Below are 23,824 nucleotides of genomic sequence, written 5' to 3' on the forward strand. Positions count from 1 at the left end.
AGGACCGCCGGCGCCGTGCAGGCGCCGCCGGTCCTTCAGCTGGATGTCAGGGGGGTTGTCAGGAGACGCGTGCCCCTGGGGAAGCTTCGGCTGCGGCGGCGTGGGTCCTGGCCACCTTGTCCACCGATTCGCGCACCTCCGGGTACTGGTCCGCGGCCGCCTTTACGGCGTTGGGGACCAGGTGCAGGTTCTTGGCGGCCAACTGGCGCTCGTGTTCGCCGGGCTCCGGGACTTCCTGGTACTTGGACAAAACGGTGATTCCGGACTCGGTGACCTTGAAGCCGCGTGCCCGGTCGAGGTCCGGGTCCAGGCCGATGGCAGCGCCGGCGGGCACCTTGACGTTCTTGTCAATGATGGCCCGGTTGATCACGGCGCCCTCGCCTACCTGTACCTTGTCCATCAGCACGGAGTCGATGACCCGGCTGCTGGTTGCCACGTACACGTCGTTGGAGAGGACGGAGCCCTCCACCACGCCGCCGGAGATCACCACGCCGCTGGAGACGATCGAATCCAGGGCGGTGCCCACGGTGTTGTTGAGGCCGCGGACAAACTTGGCGGGCGGGGAGATGCTCTGCCGGGTGTAGATGGGCCACTCGGAGTTGTAGAGGTTGAACACCGGCAACGGCGAGATGAGGTCCATGTGGGCGTCGTAGAAGGAGTCAATGGTGCCTACGTCGCGCCAATAGGTGCGGTCGCGTTCGGTGGAACCCGGGATTTCGTTGAGCGTGAAGTCGTAGACCCCCGCCTCGCCCTGGTTGACGAAGTAGGGGATGATGTCGCCGCCCATGTCGTGCTTGGTGTCGAGGCGTTCGGCGTCCACGTGCAGGGCTGCCACCAGGGCATCGGCGTCGAACACGTAGTTGCCCATGGAGGCGAGGAACTGGGTGGGATCTGCGGCGAGGCCGGGCGTGGTGGCGGGCTTTTCCACGAATGCTGCGATCTTCTGCGGATCGTTCTGGTCCACCTCGATGACGCCGAACTGGTTGGCCATGTTCAGTGGCTGCCGGACGGCGGCAACGGTTGCCTTGGCCCCGCTGTGGACGTGCTGTTCCACCATCTGGGCGAAGTCCATGCGGTAGACGTGGTCCGCCCCGACCACGACGACGATGTCGGGGTTGGCGTCGTGGATCAGGTTCAGGGACTGGTAGATGGCGTTGGCGCTGCCCAGGAACCAGCTCTTTCCGACGCGCTGCTGTGCGGGGACGGAGGCGACGTAGTTCCCGAGCTGGGTGGACATGCGCCAGGCTTCGGAAATATGCCGGTCGAGGCTATGGGACTTGTATTGGGTGAGGACCACAATTTGCAGGTAACGCGAATTCACCAGGTTGGAAATCGCAAAATCGATAAGGCGGTAGCTGCCGGCGAAAGGCACCGCGGGCTTCGCCCGGTCTGCCGTCAGTGGCATCAGTCTGTTTCCCTCGCCACCTGCGAGGACAATGGCCAGGACTTTTTTATTCAACGGCATAGTGGTCGCTCCTGTACGCCTTCGTAACTCCCCAAGACAGTCCGGTACGCCCGGACTCCTTCACACTAGAACAGTTATGCGTGAAGGACTACCTTGGGTCTTGTGCGAATAGATATTGTGACTAAAGAGTTCCCGCCGGAAATTTATGGTGGCGCCGGGGTGCACGTCGCCGAATTGAGCAGGGTGCTTAGTAAGCACGTTGACCTGCAGGTTCGTGCTTTCGGTGCTCCCCGCGACGCTGATTATCACGGGGCAGCGGTGACCTCCTACGCTGTGCCGGAGGACCTGGGGTCAGCCAACGCTGCGGTGCAGACGCTGGGTGTGGACCTGAGGATCGTCCCGGACATCGCCGGCGCCGACCTGGTCCATTCGCATACCTGGTACGCCAACATGGCCGGACATCTGGCCTCGCTGCTGCACGGAATTCCGCATGTTTTGAGTGCCCACAGCCTGGAGCCCCTGCGTCCGTGGAAAGCGGAGCAGCTCGGTGGCGGCTACGCTCTGTCCTCCTGGGTGGAGAAGACCGCCTACGAGGCTGCCGCTGCCATCATCGCCGTGTCCGAGGGCATGCGGCAGGACATCCTGCGCAGCTACCCCGACGTTGATCCGGAGAAGGTCCGGGTGGTCCACAACGGGATCGATGTCGAGCTGTGGAAGCGCGACGAGAACGACGACGCCATCCGTGCGCTCGGCATTGATCCCGCCAGGCCGAGCGTCGTGTTTGTGGGAAGAAACACGCGGCAGAAGGGGGTCCCGTACCTCCTTCGGGCAGCGGCGAAACTTCCTGACAACGTCCAGCTCGTCCTGTGCCTGGGGGCTGCCGACACCCCGGAGCTGGCCGCCGAGACCGCCGCGCTGATCGAAGACCTGCAGAAGCAGCGGACCGGTGTGGTGCTGATCGAGCGGATGTTGCCCCGCCACGAGCTGATCCAGGTGCTTAGCCACGCCACCGCTTTCGCCTGCCCCTCCATCTATGAGCCGCTGGGCATCGTTAACCTCGAAGCCATGGCCTGCGGCGCCGCAGTGGTGGCCAGTGCCACGGGTGGCATTCCCGAGGTGGTGGAGCACGGCCGGACCGGGCTTCTGGTGGACCTTGAGCAGGTCACGGACGGCACCGGGACGCCGCTGGACCCCGAAAAGTTCGTCAGTGAATTCGCGGCCGCCCTCACAGAGGTCGTATCCGATCCTGACCGCGCGAGGGCCATGGGCCAGGCTGGCCGTGAGCGAGCCGAGAAGCACTTCTCCTGGGAGTCCATCACGGAGACCACCCTCGAGGTGTACCGTTCGGTGCTGCCCGCCGGCAGCTGACGTCCCGCCAGCAGTACGACGACGGCGCCGCTCCCCGTGGAAGGGAAGCGGCGCCGTCGTCGTATACGGACTATGCCCCGCGTCGGTGGTGGGTCACTGCCGGACGTCAGGCTTTGCGGCCGCCGGCTTTCCGCGCCAGCAGCACCTTTTCGTCGACGGGGGACTTTCCGCTGGCACGCTGGCTGCGGAAGTACGCGCGGGCCTCGTCCTGGCGTTCCGTTTCGGCGCCGGTGGCGATGGCGGCGCGTACGTGTTCATCGGCGTACCCGAATGCATCCACCAGGTCCAGTGCGTGCGGCCTGATTTTCTCGAGCAGCCTGTTGATGTAACCGCCCACGGTACGCGCCCGCTGCATGGAGAGCCTGCCGTTCATGAGGTACCAGGAGAGGTTCTTCTCGATCAGGGAGAGCCCGAAGAGGTCACGCAGCCACGTCAGGACCTTTCTGGTTCCGGGATCGGTGACGTCGGCGAGCGCCTCGGTGAAGGCCTCCCACTGCAGCAGTTCGGCGTGGGCCTGCGCAGCGTCGATCAGTTCGTTCTGGTGGCGGTTGAAGAGGGCAGCGCCCTTGTCCTGCGGGAGCCGGTTGCTGCCCTTGAGCGCGGTGGCGGCCTCGGCGACCATGGTCTGCACCCGATCGGTGAGGAGCGCCCGCTGTCCTTCCTCGTCCCGCAGGGCGATCGCAGCCTTCTGCACGGAGCCGGTGTCGGTGATGAACTGGGCCACCTGGCGCAGTCCGGTGCGGTGGATGGCCGCGCCGGTGGCCTGCCCCACCACGTAGCGGGCCAGCACGCCGAAGTCCACGTTGCGGAACTCCTTGGCGTAGTCGGCCAGCAGCCGCTTGGCAACGAGCTGCAGCAGTACGGTGTTGTCTCCTTCGAACGTGGCATAGACGTCAAGGTCCGCCCGGAGCGAGGCGAACCGGTTTTCAATCAGGAACCCGGCGCCGCCGCAGGCTTCCCGGCATTCCTGCAGGGTGTCCAGGGCATGCCAGGTACTGAGGGGCTTGAGTGCTGCCGCAAGGGTTTCGAGGTCCTGGCGGTCGGCGTCGGTGTCCGCGGCGCCGGAGAAGACGTCGTCGAACTTCTGCAGCAGCTGTTCGTGCGCAAACCCGGCGGCGTAGGTGGTGGCGAGCCGGGTGAACAGGCGGCGCTGGTGCCGCTGGTAGTCCAGCAGCACTTCCTCGTCCGTATGGGACGAAGCGTTGAACTGCCGGCGTTCGGTGGCGTACTGGATGGCGGCCTTCAGCGACACCTTGGATGCCGCCACCGCTGCACCGTCCAGGGACACCCGGCCCTGGACCAGGGTCCCCAGCATGGTGAAGAAGCGCCGGCCGGGGCTGGCGATGGGAGAGCTGTAGGTGCCGTCGGCGGCGACGTCGCCGTAGCGGTTGAGCAGGTTGGTGCGCGGGACCCTGACATTGGTGAAATGCAGCCGTCCGTTGTCGATCCCGTTGAGGCCGCCCTTGATCCCGTCGTCCTCACCGCCGATGCCCGGCAGGAATTCTTTCGTGTCCGGGTCGCGGAGGTCCACATAGAAGGCGTGGACCCCGTGGTTGACGCCCTGCGTCACCAGCTGGGCAAAGACCACGGCTCCGAGACCGTCATTGGCCGCGTTGCCGATGTAGTCCTTCCACGCGGCGCGGAACGGCGTGTGGATGATGAACTCTTCGGAGGCGGGCTCGTAGGTTGCAGTGGTGGCAATGCTTGCCACATCCGAGCCGTGGCCTGTCTCGGTCATGGCGAAGCAGCCGGGAATTTCCAGGCTCATGATTCCGGGCAGCCACTTGGCGTGGTGCTCTGCGGTGCCAAGATGCATGACCGCTGAGCCGAACAGCCCCCACTGGACACCGGCCTTGATCTGCAGGGACGGGTCCGCGACCACCAGCTCCTCGAAGCCGGCGATGTTGCCGCCGTGGTCATCGGAGCCGCCCAGCTCGGCGGGAAAGGCGCGGTGGACGGCTCCGTTGTCAACGAGGTACTGCAACTGCCCGAAGACCCGGGCGCGGTGGTCCGTGTGGGTCTGGCCCTCCACCTTGTGCAGTTCGGGACGGGCGGCGAGGTCCCGTGCCTGGCGGCGGACGTCCGCCCACTTGCCCAGGAGCTGCCTGCCCAGCGCTTCTGTGTCCACGGCGGGCTGGGTACGGTCTGTGTGGGCAGGGAGCCGGGCGGGGCCGGCCGGGCGGGAACCCTTGGCTGCGGGGCGGTCCACTACTTCAGTCATGTCAATGTCCTTCGTTGGTGCTGACAGGTTGCTTGGTGGTGCTGGGAGTAGTCAGTTCGGGTGCGATGCCGACGCAGAGCCAGTCGGTGATTTGGCGGGCCATGGCGTCCTGGCCCGGTTTGGCGGCCGAGCCAGGGGTGCTGAGCCACTGTTCGCCGGCGTTCCGCACCAATCCGATGGCGGCCTTGGGCCAGAATCCGATGACCGCTTCCTTCCCGTCGCCCAGGTGGGAGCGCATGGGAGTGGCGATCATCTCGGCCACTGCGTCGAAAAAGTGCCCCAGGGCGCCGGAGACGGCCGCCGCACCGGACGCCTCGGCGTGGCGTGTCACGAAGGTGTAGACGTTCGGGCTGGTGGACGCCATTTGCAGGTAGGCGGACACCATCGCGAACAGCCCTTCGCGCGGTGTCACTGCGCTCTGCGCGGCCTCGCGGATACGCCGCTGCATCTGGTCCAGTACCACCTCGCCCACTGCCTGCTGCAGCCCCGCCTTGTCGCCGAAGTAGCGGTAAAACACGGACTTGGACGTACCGGCAGCTGCGGCGATGTCCTCCATGGAGGCATCGCTGCCAAGTGCGTGTACGGCCCGCCGGGCCTGCTTAATCAGCTGCCGCCGGCGCTCCTCGCGGTGGGACTCCCAGCGGGACGACCTGCCGTCCGGACTGGCGGCAGGGGGCTGCCCGTCGGCGAGTGTCTCAGTTCGTGCTTCGGGGATGTTCACGATACCCAGCGTATCAGGTACGCTGGGTATCGGTAACCGCATGCGACCAGAGGAGACACCCATGTCCATCGACGGACAGTCAGCCACCGGCCCCGACCAGTCAGCGCGCCCAACCGCGGGGGCCACCGGGCTCCGCCGGGCAGTCGTTGTGGGCGGCAACAGGATTCCCTTCGCCCGTGCCGGAGGTGCCTATGCAAAATCCTCCAACCAGGACATGCTGACGGCAGCCCTTGACGGACTCATTGCCCGCTTTGGCCTTCAGGACGAACGCCTGGGAGAAGTGGCGGCCGGTGCGGTACTCAAGCATTCCCGTGACTTCAACCTGACCCGCGAAGCCGTCCTGGGCTCGGCGTTGTCTGCCGAAACGCCGGCCTACGACCTCCAGCAGGCCTGCGCCACGGGTCTGGAAACCGTGGTGGGACTGTCCAACAAGATCAAGCTTGGCCAGATTGACTCGGCCATCGCCGGTGGGGTCGACTCCGCCTCGGACGCACCGGTGGTGGTCAGCGAAGGCCTGCGGGAGGTCATCCTCGACCTCAACCGCGCCAAGACGCTGCCGCAGCGCCTGCAGATCCTCAGCCGCCTGCGGCCCAAGGACCTGGCTCCGCTGGCTCCGGGTACGGCAGAACCGCGCACCGGCCTGTCCATGGGGGAGCACCAGGCCCTCACCACCGCCCAATGGAAGGTTTCCCGGGAAGCCCAGGATGAGCTCGCCCTCAACAGCCACCGTAACCTTGCCGCCGCATACGAGGCAGGGTTTTTTGACGACCTCATCACCCCGTACCGGGGCCTGTCCCGCGACGGCAACATGCGCGCCGATACCTCGGCGGAAAAGCTCGCGTCGCTGAAGCCTGTCTTCGGCAGGAACCTTGGCGCGGACGCCACCATGACCGCCGGAAACTCAACCCCGCTGACGGACGGCGCTTCGACGGTCCTGCTGGCCTCGGACGAATGGGCAGACGCCCGGGACCTGCCGAAGCTGGCTTCCGTGGTGGACGCAGAGGCTGCGGCGGTGGACTTCGTCCACGGCAAGGACGGACTCCTGATGGCCCCGGTCTTCGCGGTTCCCAGGCTGCTGGCACGCCACAACCTGACCTTGGCGGACATCGACTACTTCGAGATCCACGAAGCCTTCGCGGCCACCGTGCTGAGCACGCTTGCTGCGTGGGAGGACGAAGAATTCGGCCGCACCCGGCTGGGCCTGGACGGAGCCCTCGGAAAAGTTGATCGCTCACGCTTGAATGTGAACGGCTCGTCACTGGCCGCGGGGCACCCGTTTGCGGCTACCGGCGGGCGCATCGTGGCTTCTTTGGCCAAGCTGCTGCACGCCAAGGGCAGCACGGACGGGCGGCCGGCGCGCGGACTTGTGTCCGTGTGCGCAGCCGGCGGCCTGGGCGTCGTCGCAATCCTGGAATCGGTGTAGGAGGCGGGCATGGCAGATAAATACACGCAACTGGTCAACCAGGGGCTCGGCAAGAACGTCGCAAAGAGGCTCGGGCTGCCCCAGCCGGCACTGCTGCGCCGTTACCACCCGGGGCAGCCGCTGATACCGGGGCCGGTGGTCATCCAGGGTGATTCCGCCGCTGCAGACAAACTGGGAACCGAGCTGTTGTCCTGGGACCTTGACATCCGACGGCACGCAGTGCCGGGCGAACAGCTCGGAGCCATCATCCTGGTGCTGGACGAGGTGGAAAGGCCCGAGGATCTCGGCAGGACAGTCCTGAGCGCGGCAGCCTCCCTTCGGGATCTTGCGCCCAGCGGCAGGGTCCTCACGGTCTCCCGGCCAGCGGCGGAAGCCGTTTCGCCTGCTGCAGCAGCGGCCCGGCAGGGAATCGACGGGCTTCTGCGGTCCCTGGCCAAGGAACTGCGTGCCGGCGCAACCGGAAACGGCATCCTCCTGGCGGAGGGCGTGGACATCACGAGTCCCAGCGCCCTGGGTGCGGTGCGCTTCTTCCTCTCCGGGCGGTCGGCGTTCGTGGACGGTCAGTTCCTGAAAATTTCCGACGCCGGAGGCACACTGCCCCAGGACGCTGACATCCCGCTGGCAGGAAAGGTCGCCGTCGTCACCGGAGCAGCCAGGGGGATCGGCGCGCAGATCGCCCGAACCCTGCACCGGGACGGGGCAACATTGGTGGTGGTGGACCTCCCCGCAGCCGGGGACCACCTGGCGGCCGTGGCTAACGAGGTCAAGGGAACAGCCCTGCAGTTGGATATCACCCGTGCGGACGCCGGGCAAAGGATCATCGACCATGCCGTCCAACGCCACGGCCGGCTGGACATCGTCATCCATAACGCCGGCATCACCCGAGACAAGCTCCTGGCCAACATGGATCCTGCCCGCTGGGACTCGGTCATCAACATCAACATCGCTGCCCAGCTCCGGATCAACGAGGCCCTCCTCGCCTCGGAGCACTTCAGCCAGTCACCGCGTATCGTGACTGTTGCGTCCACCAGCGGGATCGCAGGAAACAGGGGGCAGACCAACTATGCAGCCTCCAAGGGAGGGGTCATGGGCATGGTCAGGGCAACAGCGCCACTGCTGGCAGAAGCCGGCGGGACCATCAACGCAGTGGCGCCGGGGTTTATCGAAACAGAGATGACTGCACGGATCCCCCTGGCCATCCGGGAAACAGCAAGACGCCTGAATTCGCTCAAGCAGGGCGGCCAGCCCGCGGATGTGGCTGAAACCATCGCCTTCCTTGCCAGCGACTCCGCCGGAGGCATCAGCGGTGAAGTACTCCGGGTATGCGGACAGAACCTGGTAGGCGCGTAGTGGCGGCGCAGCCCCTCATCCTGGGGGAGATGCCGTCACTGTCCAAGCTCTACATCAACGCCGCGGCGCAGGCTGCCCGGCGGCGACTCCTTGGGACAGGCGATTCCTCCCAGCTGCCCGAGGAAAGCCACGAGGTACGGGGCGTCTCGGTGGATGTAGAGAACCTCACCGCCTACCAGCATCTGCTGGGCGAGACCGCCAGTGATGTGCTGCCGGCGGGTTTCATTCACGCCCTGGCGTTTCCACTGGCCATGAGCGTAATGAACCGGGACGACTTCCCGCTTCCCCTGCTGGGCATGATCCACCTGGGCAACCGGGTGGAACAACGGGTGCCGCTGCTCTTCACCGAGGCACTCGACATCACGGCACGGGTAGAGAACCTGCGGGGGCACCGGTCAGGCACACAGGTGGACGTTGTTGCGGAAGTCCGCAGATCCGGCAGTAATGCCGTTTGCTGGCTGGGAGTCTCCACTTACCTGGCGAAGGGGATCTTCCTTCCGGGGATCGACAAACCAACCGCCCATCACGGCAAGCCCGAATTCCGGGCGCCCGATCCGACAGCGCTCTGGCAGTTGGGCGTGGACGCGGGCCGGGCTTACGCCGCCGTCTCCGGTGACTTCAACCCCATCCACCTCAGTGTGCTGTCCGCGAAGGCGTTGGGAATGCGCCGATCGATAGCACACGGCATGTACCTTGCCTCCAGGGCGCTCGCCGACGTCGGCCCCGCCCGCAGTGATTCCTTCACCTGGGAGGTCGTGTTCGAGGCGCCGGTGTTCCTGCCGGCACGGGTCGCCCTGGACATCACCACCGGACAGGACGGTACGGGAAGCTGGCACCGTTCCGATTTCGTTGCCTGGAACCCCCGGTCCGGGCGGCGCCACTTCACCGGATCAGTTGCGGCGCTTGAAGGCGTGGCGGCCGGCAATACCAAAGAGGGGGAGGCCGGTCCCACCGACACTGCCCTTACCGGACTGGTGCAGGAAGAGCGGGTCTAGGAACGCCCGCTAGTCTGCCGGGCGGACGGCGCGGAGGATGCGGTGCAGGCTGAGCAGGATTGATTCCGAAGCAGGCACCGTTCCCTGCTCGGCTTCCCGGGTGGAGGTTGCGTCCATGCAAGCGTCCACCGCTGCCTTCGCGGCAGCGAAGCGCCCCTGGTGCCCCTGCTTGTCATCGTCACCGTAAGACGTCAGCAGGTCTCCGGCGGCCGTCATCGCCTCGGACAGGGGCTTGCTGTCCTGCACCGGTACCTCGTAGGGGACCTCGCTCTCCCAAATGACATCGGTGAGGACATCGGTCATGTCCTGGATGTGGAACGTGACCCGCTCCAGTTCGCGCAGGTGCCTGTAGTCCTCGTCCACATCGCGGGGATGGAACCGCCGCCTCGGATTTCCCCGGCGGCTGGCATCGGCTTCCCGGACGAGGTGGCGCACGGAACGTGTGGCAGCCGCCAGTTCATCGGACCGCCGGGACCATTCAGCGTGGGCGGGCGGCCACTCTTCACGAAGCGCCTTCCCCATGTCGGTCAACTGAGTGCCGAGTGCACGCCGCAGTTCGTCGAGGCTGGCTGCCGCAGCATTGAAGTGCAGAGGGGGAAAGATCACGAAGTTCACTCCGATCCCCACGGCCACCCCCACGCCCATCTGCAAAAGGTAACCGAAGGAGAAATCGTCCGGGTCGCTGTTGCCCACCAGCAACACGAGGAGGGCCGCCGTCGGAATCCAATCGCTGCCGGATCCGATGCCGGGCAGGCCACCCAGGAGGACGCCTATGCCCATGAAGATTGCCACGGTAAGCGGCGAGGGGTCGGTGTATGCCACCAGGACGAATGCCAGGCCGATGCCCACCGCGAGGCCCGCCAGTGCCTGCACCCCTTGGCGCACCGAGCCTGCGACGTTGTGGTACATCGCCACCAAAGCTCCCAGGGGAGCGTAGTAGGGGTAATTTGCCGCTGCACCGGGCATCAGGGGCGCGATCAGGAAGGCAAGCCCGGCTGCGATGGCCGCTTTGGTGGCCAGCTGGAGCCGCTGGGCGGCGAAGGCGGCGGTGAGCCCGGAGACCGCCCGCTTCAGGACCTCGGTTCCCCGGCTCCATATGACTTGCGTTCTGGCTTGCGGCGTGATCATCCGCCCAACCCTAGGGTGGTTTTACCCTCAACCCCAAAAGGCGCAGGTCAGCGCGCCGGAGAGGCAGGGCGCACTACGCCAGCGCGGCCGCCGAGCACCGTGCCGCGGCCGCCAGCCTATGAGCCCGGCCAGGCGTCCGTCCTTCCTCTGCCCGGCGCGGAATATAGCCGAAACTGAGGGCGTACGCGGGATCGGCAAAGCCAAGTGCGGCGTTGGCACCTTCATGGCCGAAGGCCCGGTGGCTGCCGAAGTTGCGGGACGGGTGAGGCTTCATGAAGACCACGGCGAACGCGTTGTCCAGTCCTGAAGAACGGTCAAGTCCCCAGACCTGTTCGGCGGACATCAGGCGGACTGTGTTTTTGCTAAGGAACGGTTCTGAGCCGTCCACGCCTGTTGTGGCCGCGGCGTACAGGCGGGCAAGGCCGTCCGCGGAGCCCACTCCTCCTGCGGCGGACATTCCGGCTGCGCGGATGGTTTTGATGTTTGGGAGTTCCATGATGGTGCTGACCGGTGCGTTCGAGTTGAGCCCGTCCAGGCTCAGCGGATCGAGCCAGGGCTGGTCCGGTTCCGTGGTGTACAGGACCTCCCGGTAACGGTGTTCCTGATCCTCGGGTAGACCCAGGAAGAAGTCCACACCGCTTGGGATCCGGATCCGCCGGTCGTAGAGGTCTTGCAGCGCCTCTCCCGATGTGCGCCGGCAAAGCTCCTCCATCAGGATGCCGATGGTGAGTGCGTGGTAGCCGAACTGCCGTCCCGGTTGCCACAAAGGCCGTGCTGAGGCCAGCCTGGCCGCAGCCCCGGCTGTAGTGATCTCGGCCAACCCGAAGCCGCCTTCGATGCCTGGCAGCCCCGCCTGGTGCGACAGCGCCTCGCGTACCAGCAGCCGGTCCTTGCCGTGCTGGCCAAACTCGGGCCAATAGGAGGCCACGGTCCGGTCAAGGTCAAGGACGTTCTCCTGCACCAGGAGTGCGATCACCATGGCGGCAACGCCTTTTGAACATGAGTAGGCCCCGGTAACGCTGTCCGCCGCCATGTCCGGGCCGCCGGTCAACTCCACCACCTGCACACCGTCGTGGTACGCCGAGAGCTGCGCGCTGTAGTTCGGGTCTTCTGCCAGGAAGGACTCAAACAGGTCCAGGACGCCTTCGAAGCCGGCAGCTACAGCGCCGTGGGAAATCTGCATCCCCTCATTGTAGGGGAAACCGCTTTCCTCCTAGCTGGCCGCTCCGTGCCCCGCCGCTACTTCCTCACCCTTCCTGACCGGCCCCGGTGGTGTTCCATCGCCGAAGGGCCGCCCGCCGAGGGCTTCCCGGCCATGCGCTTCGAGCCACCCGGAGAGGTCCGGCCCGGCCGGGACGATGCCGGTGGGATTGATGTCCTCATGAACGATGTAATAGTGCTGCTTGATCTGCACGAAGTCTGTGGTGTCGCCGAAGCCGGGAGTCTGGAAGAGGTCCCGGGCATAAGCCCACAGTGCCGGCATCTCGCTGAGCTTCTGCCGGTTGCACTTGAAGTGGCCGTGGTAGACCGCGTCAAAGCGGGCCAGCGTCGTGAACAGGCGGACATCTGCCTCGGTGATGGTGTCACCAACCAGGTAACGCTGGGCGGAGAGGCGCTCCTCCAGCCAGTCCATCGCTGTCCACAACCGGTCGTAGGCGGCCTGGTATGCGTCCTGGGAGCCTGCAAACCCGCAGCGGTAAACGCCGTTGTTCACTTCGGTGAACACGCGCTTGTTTACCTCATCAATTTCGTCCCGCAACGGTTCCGGATAAAGGTCAGGAGCTCCGGGCCGGTGGAATTCAGTCCACTCCGTGGAGAAATCCAGTGTGATCTGGGGAAAGTTATTGGTCACAACGGCGCCGGTGGGTACGTCCACCAGGGCAGGAACGGTGATGCCCCGCGGGTAGTCGGGAAAACGCTTGAAGTAGGCCTCCTGCAACCGCTCTATGCCCAGGACTGGATCCCTTCCACCGGGATCAAGGTCGAACGTCCAGGACCTGGAGTCATGCGTTGGCCCGGGCTGCCCAAGCGAAATTGCTTCCTCGAGGCCCAGCAGCCTGCGAACGATGACCGTCCTGTTGGCCCAGGGGCACGCCCGGGCTGCCACCAGCCGGTAGCGTCCCGCCTCGGCAGGCCAGCCTGGTTCACCGTGGTCCCCGGGCCTGCCGTCCCGGGTCACCCGGTCCTCGATGTAGTTGGTGTCGCGCGTAAACTCCTGGCCGCCGGTGACGTAGGCGCCCCGGGTGCTGTGCTCCCCGGTTCCGCCGGCCGTCAGGGTGCTCTCCGTGTCGTGGCTCATCTGCCCAGCCTATGCGCCAGCAGACAGGACTGCGGTGACAGGCTGCAAGGCGATGACCCAGGAGCCGGCCACTATGGCCGAGAAAAGTACAATCCATACGCCGGAGGGAACATGGGTGGCCCTGTACAGCAGGTAAGCGTCGGAAGTTGCAAGCTGGCTGCGCCTGCGGAGGTGTACGTGGGCCAGTTTGATGAGATCCCTCACCGCGCCAACCAGCAAGGCCAGTCCAAGGATCACGGCGACGTGGCCGGTGAATTCCTTGGGCACAACGAGGATCAGGGCCAGTGCGGCGCCTATCGATACCAGCGTGATGAGGAAACCGGCAAGGTTGCGCAGGAACACCAGCGTGGCGGCAAGGACAAGGCCTCCGGCGGCGATGGCGGCCGGTCCCCAGCCGTTGAATCCGCACACCACAAACACCGCGCCGGCCACCGCCGGAACCGGGTAACCCCAAAAGCATGACCACACAGTGGCGAGCCGGCTGCGGCTGTAAGTGGTGGTGGTGCCGGAATGATCGAGGCGCAAATGGATGCCGGAGAGCCGCTGTCCGGTTGTGACAGCTGCGAAAGCATGACCGAGCTCATGTGTCGCCGTGGTCAGGAGGCCAAAGTACTTCCAGGAGCGCCGCGGTACGGACAGGGCAGTCGCGGCGAGGAGCGCCAGCACGAGTTCGGTCACGGTGACGGGGGGCGGAGCCGTGCGGGCGAAGGATGCCAGCAGGACCTGCCACAGGTCGGCGGTCCCGTTCATGCGGGCGTGCCACGTCTGATAATCAAGGTGCCGTCCATGGCTCCCACGCTACCGGGCCACGCTGGACGTCCACTTAAAGCCGGAAGGCACGCCAGGCGGCGTGCCTTCCGGTGCGTCCGGATCCGGGAGGATCCGAAGGGTTCCTGGTGCCTAGCCTTCGCACTCGGTGCAGTAGCTGTGACCATTCTTCTGGCGGGCTATCTGGGACCGGTGGCGGACCAGGAAGCAGGAGTAGCAGGTGAATTCGTCGTCGGCCTGGGGGATGACCTGCACCACGAGCTCTTCGGCAACGAATTCGCCGCCCGGTACACCCGCGCTGTCGAGCCCGTCAGCCTCATCCAGCTCAAGGACGACACTTCGCGCATCGGGAGCATTCGCTGACTGGAGCTGCTCGAGCGAGTTGTCCTGCGACTCCTTGACGTCGGAGCGCAGTTCATCATAATCGGTTGCCAATTTAGGTGCTTCTCTTTTCTTTGGTTGGCCTGTCGCGTATGAAACGTACAGCATCAGAGGGGTATTCCCCAAGAGAAGGAGTATGTTTGCCGCCGCCTGGGTACAGGTTCCATGACGGTGCGGGCCATCACCATTGGATGGTTTCCGCGCTGGAAGCGGTGGGCGCAGCAGCAGTTGGGCCTCCAATGGATCCGAAAGGACGTACGTGGAACTACTCACTGCAGGATTTGGCGGTGCCGCCCAGGTAGCAACGGGCGTTGGCCCCGTCCTGGAGAAATTCGACGGCATCTCGCGGATTGCCGTCCTGCGCGGCGGCGGGCTGGGTGACCTGATTTTCGCTGTTCCTGCGATGGCGGCGCTGAAAGCGGCCTATCCGGAGGCCGTCCTGACGCTCCTCGGCACGCCGGTTCATCAAGCGCTCTTGGCTGCAGTCGAAAGTCCGGTTGACGAGTTCGGCCTGCTGCCGTTTGCAGAAGGCGTTCGGCCCGGTGTCGAAGATCACTCAGAGCTGGAGGGGTTTTTCGACCGGCAGCGGACACCACCGTTTGATCTCGCCGTGCAGCTTCATGGCGGTGGACGGTACTCGAACCCGTTCCTGCTCCGCTTGGGCGCACGGCACACGGTGGGCACTCAGACGGCGGATGCCGCGGGCCTGGAGCGGACCGTTCCCTATATCTATTACCAGCATGAACCCCTTCGTGCCCTGGAGGTGGCAGGGTTCGCCGGCGCTGTGCCCGTTGACCTTGAAGCGAGGCTTGTCCCCGCGGCGGGGGTGCGGGGGATCCGCCGTGCAGCCAACGACGACGGCGCGCAGCCCCTCGTGGTGATCCATCCGGGCGCAACCGACCCCCGCCGTCGTTGGCCAGTTGAGCGCTTTGCGCAGCTTGCCGGCGCGTGTGCTGCGGATGGTTGCCGGGTCCTGGTCATCGGCGACGACAACGAGCAGGATCTGGCGGAACAGGTCGCCGGCGCTGCCGCCTCAACATCCGTGGAGTCCCTGGCGGGCAAGCTCACCATGACCGAACTGGTAGGCCTGCTGGCCGACGCCTCGGTGGTGGTGGGTAACGACAGCGGCCCGCGCCATCTTGCCCAAGCTCTTGGTGTGCCAACTGTGGGCATCTTCTGGGTGGGCAATGTCATCAACGCCGCCGCCCTCGGACGGTCAATGCACCGTGTGCACATGTCCTGGCTCACGGGGTGTCCCACGTGCGGGATCGACATAACGCAGGTGGGCTGGACGGCTCCGCGTTGTGCGCACGACGACTCAATCGTTGCCGGGGTGGAGGTCAGGGAGGTCTACGACGATGTGAGGAACCTGGTGGCCACTGCTGTAAGCAGGTCACGCGCATGAATGGGGGAACAGTGCCCACGGACGCTGTGGCCAGTGGGACAGCCGGCAGGCCGGAATTGCTGGTACTCCGGGCGCTGAAGCTCGGCGACCTGCTGGTGGCAGTTCCGGCGTTGAAGGCCATCCGCCGGGCTTTCCCGGAGCACAGGCTCCGCTACGCAGCCCAGGGGTGGCTGTCTGAGGCGCTGGGCCTGGTGGGCGGGTATGAACTGCTCCCGACGCACGGGCTCGACGAGCCGCTGGCCCTTCGGCCAGGAGTGGTGGATGTGGCAATTAACCTCCACGGGAACGGCCCGGAAAGCGCCGGCCGGATCGAGGCACTGAAAGCCCGGCGGACCATTGCCTACCGCAGTGGCAACCTCGACGGTCCACTGTGGCGGGCAGAACTGCATGAACGCGAACGTTGGGCACACCTGCTGTCCTGGCACGGTATCGACGCCGATCCAACAGATCTTCAGCTTCAACATCCGCAGGTTCCCAACCCTGTGCCGGGAGCGACGGTGCTGCATGTTGGTGCCGCGTACGGCAGCAGACTCTGGCCCGCCGAACGGTTTGCTGCCGTCGCCGCCGAACTCGCACAGGCCGGTCACCGCGTGGTCTTCACCGGCGGGGCGGGGGAGAAAGAGCGCGCACACGCAGTGTGCAGGCTGGCTGGCCTCCCTGCGGAATGCGTTCTCGCCGGCAGCCTGGCCTTAGGTGCGTTCGCCGCCATCATCGCCGGGGCCAGGCTGGTCATCTCCGCCGACACCGGCGCCGCGCACCTGGCATCGGCCTACGGAACGCCCTCCGTGGTGCTCTTCGGCCCGGCGCCCCCGGAAATCTGGGGTCCTCCGCCGGGCCCCCATGTGGTGCTCACAAAGGCGGGGCTCCGGCGTGGGGACACCTTTTCCGACGTTCCGGACCCGGCCCTGCTGGCCGTTGAGGTTGACGATGTCCTGGCGGCGGTGGGCGGCCTCGGACTGCTGCCGGCTTGAGCAAAATTTGCGCATAACCGAAGCGCCGGCTGGCGATGCCGATCCTAAAATGGAGTCATGGGCACTGAAATGGGGATTGCCTTGGTATTGCTGACAGCGTTCGTCTGGATGGCCGGGACGCTGGTAATCCTGTCCGCTATCGACCGGCCGGAGCGCAAAGCCCGCCGGCAGGAGCGGCGTGACACCCGGGCAGGGGAGCACAGGCGGAGAGTGGAGTACCGTCCCGTAGCGGCGGGGTCCCGTCCGGAGGGCCGCAGGAGGCATCCCCGGACACGTAAGCTGCGTCCGCACTGACGCGTCCTTGGGCTGCGGCATCAACCGGGTGAGGTCCGCCTGGCGTCATGAAGGAAACACTTCGTAGAAATGCGCAGGAAGTTTATCCATCGAACGGAATTTGGGCCCCTTTTTCCCCTACGATGGTTTCGCATCACTCTGTCTACATTCCGGGGGGAATAAATGAGCTATCCGCAATATCCGAACCAGCAACAGCAGCAGGCGCCTTCCTACCAGACTGGTGGAGAACCGCCTTTGTGGGCGCCCTACTACGGAGCAACGCTGCCCATCGCCGTTAAGCGGTTCTTCAAGAAGTACGCCACCTTCTCAGGCCGGGCCAGCCGGAGCGAGTACTGGTGGTGGACACTGGTGGCGTCAGTCGTTGCCATTGTCTTGAACGTCATTGCCGGTGCAGGTGGATCCGCCGGAGCTACCGTCGCTGCGAATGGAACTGCCGTGCCAGGGCCTGGCTTCGTGGTGGGAGGAATCCTTGGACTTCTGTGGTTCCTTGCGGTGATCGTCCCCTCCCTGGCCCTCCTGGTCCGACGCCTCCACGACGTCAACATCAGCGGCTGGCTGGTACTGATCATCCTGGTGCCGTTCCTGGGCGCACTGGCGCTCTTCGTCATCTCAATCCTGCCGTCCAACCCGGCCGGACAGCGGTTCGACCAGCCCGCGGGCTACTAGCCTCACGGCTTTGGCGAAAGGGAGCCCGATCATCGCGATCGGGCTCCTTTTTGCTTTGCAGGAAACGTTGGGTTCCGCGGTTTCCCACTGCGGCCTAGGCTGGCGCTGTGGAGTCTGACGTGAGCGGTGTTCCGGTGCACTGCGCGGCATTCGGCGACGGCGCCCCCGTCCTGGTCCTGCATGGCTCGGGCGTAGACCATCGGGAGATGGCCGCCGTATTTGAGCCAATGTTCGGCCGGCTGCCCGGCTACCGGAGGATCTACCCCGACCTGCCGGGCATGGGCCGTACGCCGGCGGCCGCCACACTTGTCAGTGCCGATGACGTGCTCGACCATTTGCTTGGCTTCGTCGACAGCATCGTCGGCCCGGCGCCGTTCCGGCTCATCGGCCACTCTGCAGGCGCCTACTTTGCGCGTGCCATGGCCCGCCGGAGGCCGAGGCAGGTGGCCGGGCTCGCCCTGGTCTGTCCACTGGGAGAGATCGCCAGGGACCTCCCGGAGCATGAGGTCCTGGTTGTGTCCGTGGATCCGAGTGAACATTTGGACGCCGAAGATGCCGCATCATTCAGGGAGTACTTCGTGGTCCAAACCCAGGCAACGCTGGACCGTTACCTGGAGGCGGTGGCTCCCTCCCGGGGCCTGGCGGACGAAGCGGCACTGGAACGGATTGCGCAGCAGTGGCAGTTCCGCAGCACCGCTGCTGACAGCCAGGCGTATTCGGGCCCTACGCTCATCGTCGCCGGCAGGCAGGACGCCACCGTGGGCTACAAAGGTGCCTGGGAACTGCTTCAGCTCTACCCCCGGGCCACTTTCGCCGTGCTTGACCAGGCAGGGCACGCGCTGCCACATGAGCAGCCGGACCTCCTCGAAGCTTTGGTGACCGAGTGGCTGGGCCGTACAGTCAGCCAAGAACCGATCCCACCCGTCGCCTAGCCGTCAACGGCCGAGGGCTGCCGCTAAATACGGTGCGGTACGGCTTTCAGCCGCCTGTGCCACGGCTTCCGGCGAGCCGGTTGCCATGATCCGCCCGCCCTGGTCCCCTCCGGACGGTCCAAGGTCGATGACCCAGTCCGCGGCGGCAACAACGGACATCTCATGCTCGACCACCACCACCGTGTTTCCCGCGTCCACGAGTGCGTGCAATTGTGCCATCAGGAGCTGGACGTCCGCCGGGTGTAGGCCCGTGGTGGGTTCGTCCAGCAGGTACAGGGTGTGCCCGCGCTGGGCGCGCTGCAGTTCGGTGGCCAGTTTGATGCGTTGCGCCTCACCGCCGGAAAGTTCCGTGGCCGGTTGTCCAAGGCGAAGGTACCCCAGCCCCACATCCTGCAGGCATTTGAGGCTGCGCGCCGCAGCGGGAACCCCTGACAGGAATTCTGCTGCGAGGTCCACTGTCATGCCCAGCACGTCGGCCACAGTCCTTCCGAGGTATTCCACCTCCAGCGTGGCGGGGTTGTAGCGGGAACCTTCGCAGTCCGGGCAGGGTCCGTAGCTTCCCGGCAGGAAGAGGAGCTCCACCGCCACAAAGCCCTCGCCCTGGCACGTCTCGCAACGGCCTCCTGCGACGTTGAAAGAAAACCTGCCGGCGCCGAACCCCTTTGCTTTGGCAGCGTCAGTACCTGCGAACACTTTGCGGACGGCGTCGAAGAGGCCCGTGTAGGTTGCCAGGTTGGAACGCGGCGTCCGGCCGATCGGCTTCTGGTCCACCGTGACCAGCCTGTCAATGGTGTTGCTCCCCTTGACCGTACCGACGTGAAGCGGCTCAGCAGGACCGTCCTCTTCCTCTGCTGTTCTTTCCGTGCTGAGCGAGGCAGCCACCACATCCCCTAGAACGCGGCCCACGAGGGTGGACTTACCGGAGCCTGAAACACCGGTCACGGCCGTGAGGACTCCAAGGGGGAAACTGGCGTCCAGCCCCTGGAGGTTGTGCTGCCTGACATCGGCCAGCTCCACCCAACCGGCGGGTTGGCGCGGTTCACCGTTTCCGGACGGAGAAGAGGGGCCGGACGGCCGTGGCGCGTCGAAGAGGAACGGGCGGGTTACGGATGCTTCAACCTCGGCCAGTCCTGCCACCGGGCCGCTGTAAAGCACTTCACCGCCACCCTCTCCGGCGCGGGGGCCAACGTCCACCAGCCAGTCTGCCCTGCGGACAACGTCCATGTTGTGCTCCACCACGAAGACGGAGTTCCCGGAGGACTTCAGTTGCTCCAGGACTTCCAGCAGTGGCTCCGCGTCGGCGGGATGGAGTCCCGCTGACGGTTCATCGAGCACATAGATCACGCCGAACAGCCCGGAACGAAGCTGGGTGGCGATCCGCAGCCGCTGCATCTCGCCCGGTGAGAGGGTGGGGGTTCCCCGGCCCAAGGCCAGGTATCCCAGGCCAAGATCCAGGAGAACGTTGATCCGCTGGAGCAGGTCCCGGGTGATGGTGACTGCCACCTCGTTGGACTCGCCGGAACGCTGAGTGCGTGAGGCCGTGCCGGCCCGGGCCAGTTGACTGGTTGGACGGACGATGTCCGCCAGGTCAGCCAACGGGAGTGCGTTGAACTCCGCGATGGTCCTGCCGGCGAAGGTGACGGCCAGTGCCTCGGCAATCAGCCCGGTGCCCGAACAGCTCCGGCAGGGACCTGACTCCATGAAGGCCAGGACCCGGTCCCGCATGGATGCGCTTTGCGAGTCAGCCAGCGTATGGAGCACGTAACTCCGTGCGCTCCAGAACCGGCCCTTGTAGGGCTTGGCAACCCGGTCACGCTGCGGCGTAACCTCCACCACCGGTTGTTCTTCCGTAAAGAGGATCCAATCGCGGTGTTTCTTGGGCAGTTTGCGCCACGGGATGTCGACGTCGTACCCCAGGTGGGTCAGGATATCCCGCAGGTTCTTTCCCTGCCACGCTCCCGGCCAGGCGGCAATGGCCCCGTCCCGGATGGTGAGGGACGGATTGGGGACCAGTGACTGTTCGGAGACCGTGTGGGCGACTCCGAGGCCGTGGCATTCCCTGCAGGCGCCTGCGGCCGTATTGGGGGAGAAGGAGTCCGAGTCGAGCTGGCTGCTGCCCTGAGGGTAGGTGCCTGCCCGTGAAAAGAGCATGCGCACCGAGTTGGAAAGGGTGGTGACAGTTCCCACACTGGAGCGGCTGGTCGCAGCGCCGCGGCGCTGTTGAAGGGCGACGGCGGGCGGCAGGCCGCTGATCAGCTCCACCTTGGGGTTGTGGCCCTGTTGGATGAGGCGCCTGGCATAGGGGGCCACGGATTCGAAGTAGCGGCGCTGGGCCTCGGCATAGATAGTGCCGAACGCCAAAGACGACTTACCGGAGCCCGAGACGCCGGTGAACGCCACGATCGCGTCCCGCGGAACGTCCACGTTGACGTTGCGGAGGTTGTTTTCCCGGGCACCACGGACCCGGACAAAGCCGTCGGACTGGTGCGCGGGAGAAGTCAGCGGGGAATCGTCAGCGTGCTGTGCGTTCGGCATTGTTGTGACTCTAGTAGGGAAGCCACGCGCAGAACTATTCCTCAAGACTGGGCGCCCGTTGACAAGCAGGCCGGAACGTGACGGAACTCACAGGCGAGGCCACGGCGTGAAGTGGTTATGCCAGGAATCCAGGGAACGAAAAAAGCCCCGGAAAATCAATGATTTTCCGGGGCTTTCCCTTTGTGCGCGGAGGGGGACTTGAACCCCCACCCCCTTTCGAGGACTAGCACCTCAAGCTAGCGCGTCTGCCATTCCGCCACCCGCGCAGGTGGTAATCCGGGAAGCGTTTCCGTCTTTCAACGTTTCGCGCCTCTCCGAAGCAGCGAGAAAAACTCTAACATGACTTTCCGGGAACAACGAATCGGGCCAACTGGGTAGGCTGAGGGCATCGCTATCGCGTGTGCAAACCAGCCGATTAACCCAGCGAGGAGCCCTCATGCCTGACGTCCTGCCCGAGGATGAAGTTGTCCGGATCTGCCAGGAACTCATCCGCATTGACACGTCCAACTACGGGGACGACTCAGGCCCCGGCGAACGGGCAGCGGCGGAATACGTTGCAGGACTTATTGAAGAAGTCGGGCTGGATGCCGAGCTCTTTGAATCCGAGCCGGGCCGGGCCAACGTGGTCACGCGGATGGCCGGTGAAGACCCGTCAGCCAGCGCCCTCGTGGTCCACGGCCACCTCGATGTGGTGCCCGCCCTGCGCGACCAGTGGTCCGTGGACCCGTTCGGCGCCGAACTGAAGGACGGTCTGATCTGGGGCCGCGGCGCCGTCGACATGAAGGACATGGATGCCATGATCCTTTCCGTGCTGCGCAGTTTTGCCCGCACGGGCACGAAGCCCAAACGGGACATCATCTTCGCCTTCTTTGCGGACGAGGAGGCCGGCGGCGCGCTCGGCGCACGGTACGCAGTGGAGAACCGCCCCGAACTGTTCGAGGGCGCCACAGAGGCCATCTCAGAAGTGGGCGGATTCTCGGCAACCATCGGCGGCCAGCGCACCTACCTCCTGCAAACTGCCGAAAAGGGAATCTCCTGGCTCCGGCTCGTTGCCCACGGCCGGGCCGGGCACGGTTCGCAGATCAACACGGACAACGCGGTGACCCGCCTGGCCGCCGCGGTCACCCGTATCGGCGAATACAAGTGGCCCATCGAGCTGACGCCCACCACCCGGCAATTCCTTGACGGTGTCACCGAACTCACCGGCGTCGAATTCGACGCCGACAATCCGGACCGGCTCCTGGACCAGTTGGGTACCGTGGCCCGCTTTGTTGGGGCGACTCTCCAGAACACCACCAACCCCACGCTCCTCAAAGGCGGCTACAAGCACAACGTCATCCCGGAGTCCGCCGAGGCCCTCATCGACTGCCGGACCCTGCCGGGCCAGGAGAAGCAGGTCCTGGAGATCGTCCGTGAACTTGCCGGCAACGGCGTAGACGTCAGCTACGTCCACAACGACGTGTCCCTGGAAGTCCCGTTCGCCGGCAACCTCGTGGACTCCATGATCGATGCACTCCACTCGGAGGATCCGGGAGCCAAAGTGCTTCCCTACACGCTTTCCGGCGGCACCGATAACAAGTCCCTCAGCAGGCTCGGCATCACCGGCTACGGCTTCGCGCCCCTGCGGCTTCCGGACGACCTCGACTTCACCGGCATGTTCCACGGTGTGGACGAACGCGTCCCCGCTGACTCGCTGAAGTTTGGTGCCCGCGTCCTGAACACCCTGCTCACCAATTACTGACAGGAAATCCCATGACCCCCGAGGACGTGCTGCCGGAACCGCTCCTGGAGAAGATCCGCGGGCGCGCCGCGGACTATGACAGGAACAACGGTTTCTTCCACGAGGACCTGCGGGACCTTGCGGAGGCCGGGTACCTCAAGCTCTTCGTTCCCGCGGACGACGGCGGCCCGGGACTTGGCCTCGCGGCGGCGGCGCAGTGCCAGCGCAGGCTGGCAACGGCGGCGCCGGCCACCGCCCTGGCCATCAATATGCACCTGGTGTGGACCGGCGTCGCACACGTCCTGAAAGCCCGTGGAGACAACTCCCTGGGTTTCGTCCTGGACGAGGCAGCCCGGGGCGAGGTCTTCGCGTTCGGAAACTCCGAGGCGGGCAATGACTCCGTGCTGTTCGACTCCCGGACCGTGGCTGCGCCTTTGCCTGGCGGAGGCTACTCGTTCACCGGCACCAAGATCTTCACCAGCCTCTCGCCTGTATGGACACGGCTGGGGATCTTCGGCAAGGACGCGGCGGCCCGGGACGGGTCGGGGGAGTTGGTCCACGGCTTCATCACCCGCCAGGCGGAGGGGTACCGCATCCTTGACGACTGGGACACCCTGGGCATGCGGGCCAGTCAATCCGCCACCACGGTCATGGACGGCGTGGAAGTGCCGCCGGACCGGATCTTCCGGAAGTTGCCTGTCGGCCCCAACGCCGACCCGCTCATCTTCGCCATCTTCGCCTGCTTCGAGACGCTGCTGGCAGCTGTCTACACCGGCCTGGGGGAGCGGGCGCTGGCCCTCGGTGTGGAAAACGCCAAACGCCGCACGTCTTTCAAGCATGGCGGCCGCAGCTACGCGCAGGACCCGGACATCCGTTGGAAGGTGGCGGACGCCGCCATGGCAATGGACAACCTGTATCCGCAATTGGCATCCGTCGCAGCGGACGTTGATGCGCTGGCTAACCACGGACCGCAGTGGTTCCCGAAGCTCGTGGGGCTGAAGGTGAATGCCACGGAAACCGCCAGGCGCGTCGTGGACCTGGCCATCAGGGTCAGCGGCGGGTCCAGCTACTTCCGCGGGTCCGAGCTGGAACGGCTCTACCGCGATGTGCTGGCCGGGATGTTCCACCCGTCCGACGACGAATCCGCCCATAACACGGTGGCAAATGCCTGGTTGGGTCCGCTGAACGGTTAACCCGTCCAGCGGCGCAGCCTTAGACGGTCCGCTGGTTCCGCACCCTAGA

At 65.5% G+C, this 23,824-nt stretch carries 20 protein-coding genes and 1 tRNA gene; 11 read left to right on the forward strand and 10 right to left on the reverse strand.

What is annotated here, in order from left to right:
- Window positions 1–58: 58 nt before the first annotated feature.
- Window positions 59–1,465: a glucose-1-phosphate adenylyltransferase gene (gene glgC / locus UC32_RS11430; RefSeq protein WP_045731346.1), complete on the reverse strand. Its 1,407-nt coding sequence runs from the start codon at window positions 1,463–1,465 to the stop codon at window positions 59–61.
- A gap of 102 nt (window positions 1,466–1,567) precedes the next feature.
- On the opposite strand from glgC, the gene glgA reads away from it, so the two are divergent.
- Window positions 1,568–2,773, forward strand: a complete 1,206-nt coding sequence (gene glgA / locus UC32_RS11435) for a glycogen synthase (RefSeq protein WP_045731347.1) — start codon at window positions 1,568–1,570, stop codon at window positions 2,771–2,773.
- A gap of 106 nt (window positions 2,774–2,879) precedes the next feature.
- Here glgA and UC32_RS11440 read toward each other — a convergent pair whose 3' ends face one another.
- Both UC32_RS11440 and UC32_RS11445 read right to left on the reverse strand, forming a co-directional pair.
- A complete protein-coding gene (locus UC32_RS11440; RefSeq protein ID WP_045731348.1) occupies window positions 2,880–4,994 on the reverse strand; it encodes an acyl-CoA dehydrogenase family protein in 2,115 nt (704 codons plus the stop codon).
- Between the two features lies 1 nt (window position 4,995).
- Entirely contained in the window at window positions 4,996–5,757 is a 762-nt protein-coding gene (locus tag UC32_RS11445; protein WP_412178023.1) for a TetR/AcrR family transcriptional regulator, read from the reverse strand.
- A 19-nt stretch (window positions 5,758–5,776) separates the two neighbouring features.
- On the opposite strand from UC32_RS11445, the gene UC32_RS11450 reads away from it, so the two are divergent.
- Genes UC32_RS11450 through UC32_RS11460 form a run of 3 tightly spaced genes read left to right on the forward strand, consistent with a single transcriptional unit; the run spans window position 5,777 to window position 9,483 of the window.
- A complete protein-coding gene (locus UC32_RS11450; protein WP_045731349.1) occupies window positions 5,777–7,138 on the forward strand; it encodes an acetyl-CoA C-acetyltransferase in 1,362 nt (453 codons plus the stop codon).
- Between the two features lie 9 nt (window positions 7,139–7,147).
- On the forward strand, window positions 7,148–8,488 hold the full coding sequence (locus tag UC32_RS11455) for a 3-oxoacyl-ACP reductase (protein ID WP_045731350.1): 1,341 nt from the start codon (window positions 7,148–7,150) through the stop codon (window positions 8,486–8,488).
- Window positions 8,461–9,483 (forward strand): MaoC/PaaZ C-terminal domain-containing protein, encoded by a 1,023-nt coding sequence (locus tag UC32_RS11460; RefSeq protein WP_045731446.1) that lies wholly within the window; start codon window positions 8,461–8,463, stop codon window positions 9,481–9,483. The genes UC32_RS11455 and UC32_RS11460 overlap by 28 nt, the downstream gene beginning before the upstream one ends.
- Before the next feature lie 9 nt (window positions 9,484–9,492).
- On the opposite strand, the gene UC32_RS11465 is transcribed toward UC32_RS11460, so the two are convergent.
- The 5 genes from UC32_RS11465 to UC32_RS11485 form a co-directional block, all read right to left on the reverse strand.
- A complete protein-coding gene (locus tag UC32_RS11465) occupies window positions 9,493–10,611 on the reverse strand; it encodes an FUSC family protein (protein WP_052690571.1) in 1,119 nt (372 codons plus the stop codon).
- Window positions 10,612–10,684: 73 nt separating this feature from the next.
- Complete coding sequence (locus UC32_RS11470) at window positions 10,685–11,794, reverse strand: EstA family serine hydrolase (RefSeq protein ID WP_045731351.1); 1,110 nt, start codon at window positions 11,792–11,794, stop codon at window positions 10,685–10,687.
- 30 nt (window positions 11,795–11,824) lie between these two features.
- Complete coding sequence (locus UC32_RS11475) at window positions 11,825–12,910, reverse strand: glutathione S-transferase family protein (protein WP_045731352.1); 1,086 nt, start codon at window positions 12,908–12,910, stop codon at window positions 11,825–11,827.
- A 9-nt stretch (window positions 12,911–12,919) separates the two neighbouring features.
- A complete protein-coding gene (locus tag UC32_RS11480) occupies window positions 12,920–13,660 on the reverse strand; it encodes a M50 family metallopeptidase (protein WP_045731353.1) in 741 nt (246 codons plus the stop codon).
- Between the two features lie 150 nt (window positions 13,661–13,810).
- Complete coding sequence (locus tag UC32_RS11485) at window positions 13,811–14,113, reverse strand: DUF4193 domain-containing protein (RefSeq protein ID WP_045731354.1); 303 nt, start codon at window positions 14,111–14,113, stop codon at window positions 13,811–13,813.
- 205 nt (window positions 14,114–14,318) lie between these two features.
- On the opposite strand from UC32_RS11485, the gene UC32_RS11490 reads away from it, so the two are divergent.
- The 5 genes from UC32_RS11490 (at window position 14,319) to UC32_RS11510 (ending at window position 18,327) form a co-directional block, all read left to right on the forward strand.
- Window positions 14,319–15,464 (forward strand): glycosyltransferase family 9 protein, encoded by a 1,146-nt coding sequence (locus UC32_RS11490; protein ID WP_045731355.1) that lies wholly within the window; start codon window positions 14,319–14,321, stop codon window positions 15,462–15,464.
- Window positions 15,461–16,435, forward strand: coding sequence for a glycosyltransferase family 9 protein (locus UC32_RS11495; protein ID WP_045731356.1), 975 nt, complete (start codon window positions 15,461–15,463; stop codon window positions 16,433–16,435). Before UC32_RS11490 ends, UC32_RS11495 begins: the two co-directional genes overlap by 4 nt.
- 57 nt (window positions 16,436–16,492) lie before the next feature.
- On the forward strand, window positions 16,493–16,729 hold the full coding sequence (locus UC32_RS11500; RefSeq protein ID WP_045731357.1) for a hypothetical protein: 237 nt from the start codon (window positions 16,493–16,495) through the stop codon (window positions 16,727–16,729).
- Window positions 16,730–16,891: 162 nt separating this feature from the next.
- Window positions 16,892–17,395 (forward strand): DUF805 domain-containing protein, encoded by a 504-nt coding sequence (locus UC32_RS11505; RefSeq protein WP_045731358.1) that lies wholly within the window; start codon window positions 16,892–16,894, stop codon window positions 17,393–17,395.
- Between the two features lie 107 nt (window positions 17,396–17,502).
- Window positions 17,503–18,327 (forward strand): alpha/beta fold hydrolase, encoded by an 825-nt coding sequence (locus UC32_RS11510; RefSeq protein ID WP_045731359.1) that lies wholly within the window; start codon window positions 17,503–17,505, stop codon window positions 18,325–18,327.
- Window positions 18,328–18,330: 3 nt separating this feature from the next.
- Here UC32_RS11510 and uvrA read toward each other — a convergent pair whose 3' ends face one another.
- Together uvrA and UC32_RS11520 are read right to left on the reverse strand one after the other, a co-directional pair.
- Window positions 18,331–20,862: an excinuclease ABC subunit UvrA gene (gene uvrA / locus UC32_RS11515; protein WP_045731360.1), complete on the reverse strand. Its 2,532-nt coding sequence runs from the start codon at window positions 20,860–20,862 to the stop codon at window positions 18,331–18,333.
- A gap of 183 nt (window positions 20,863–21,045) precedes the next feature.
- Window positions 21,046–21,128 (reverse strand) — tRNA-Leu (locus UC32_RS11520).
- Window positions 21,129–21,298: 170 nt separating this feature from the next.
- Between UC32_RS11520 and UC32_RS11525 the strand changes: the two genes are divergently transcribed.
- Together UC32_RS11525 and UC32_RS11530 are read left to right on the forward strand one after the other, a co-directional pair.
- Window positions 21,299–22,603, forward strand: a complete 1,305-nt coding sequence (locus UC32_RS11525) for a M20/M25/M40 family metallo-hydrolase (protein ID WP_045731361.1) — start codon at window positions 21,299–21,301, stop codon at window positions 22,601–22,603.
- An 11-nt stretch (window positions 22,604–22,614) separates the two neighbouring features.
- Window positions 22,615–23,775, forward strand: coding sequence for an acyl-CoA dehydrogenase family protein (locus UC32_RS11530; RefSeq protein WP_045731362.1), 1,161 nt, complete (start codon window positions 22,615–22,617; stop codon window positions 23,773–23,775).
- Window positions 23,776–23,824: the final 49 nt, after the last annotated feature.

The sequence above is a fragment of the Pseudarthrobacter chlorophenolicus genome (genome assembly GCF_000962805.1).
GTDB lineage: Bacteria > Actinomycetota > Actinomycetes > Actinomycetales > Micrococcaceae > Arthrobacter > Arthrobacter chlorophenolicus_A.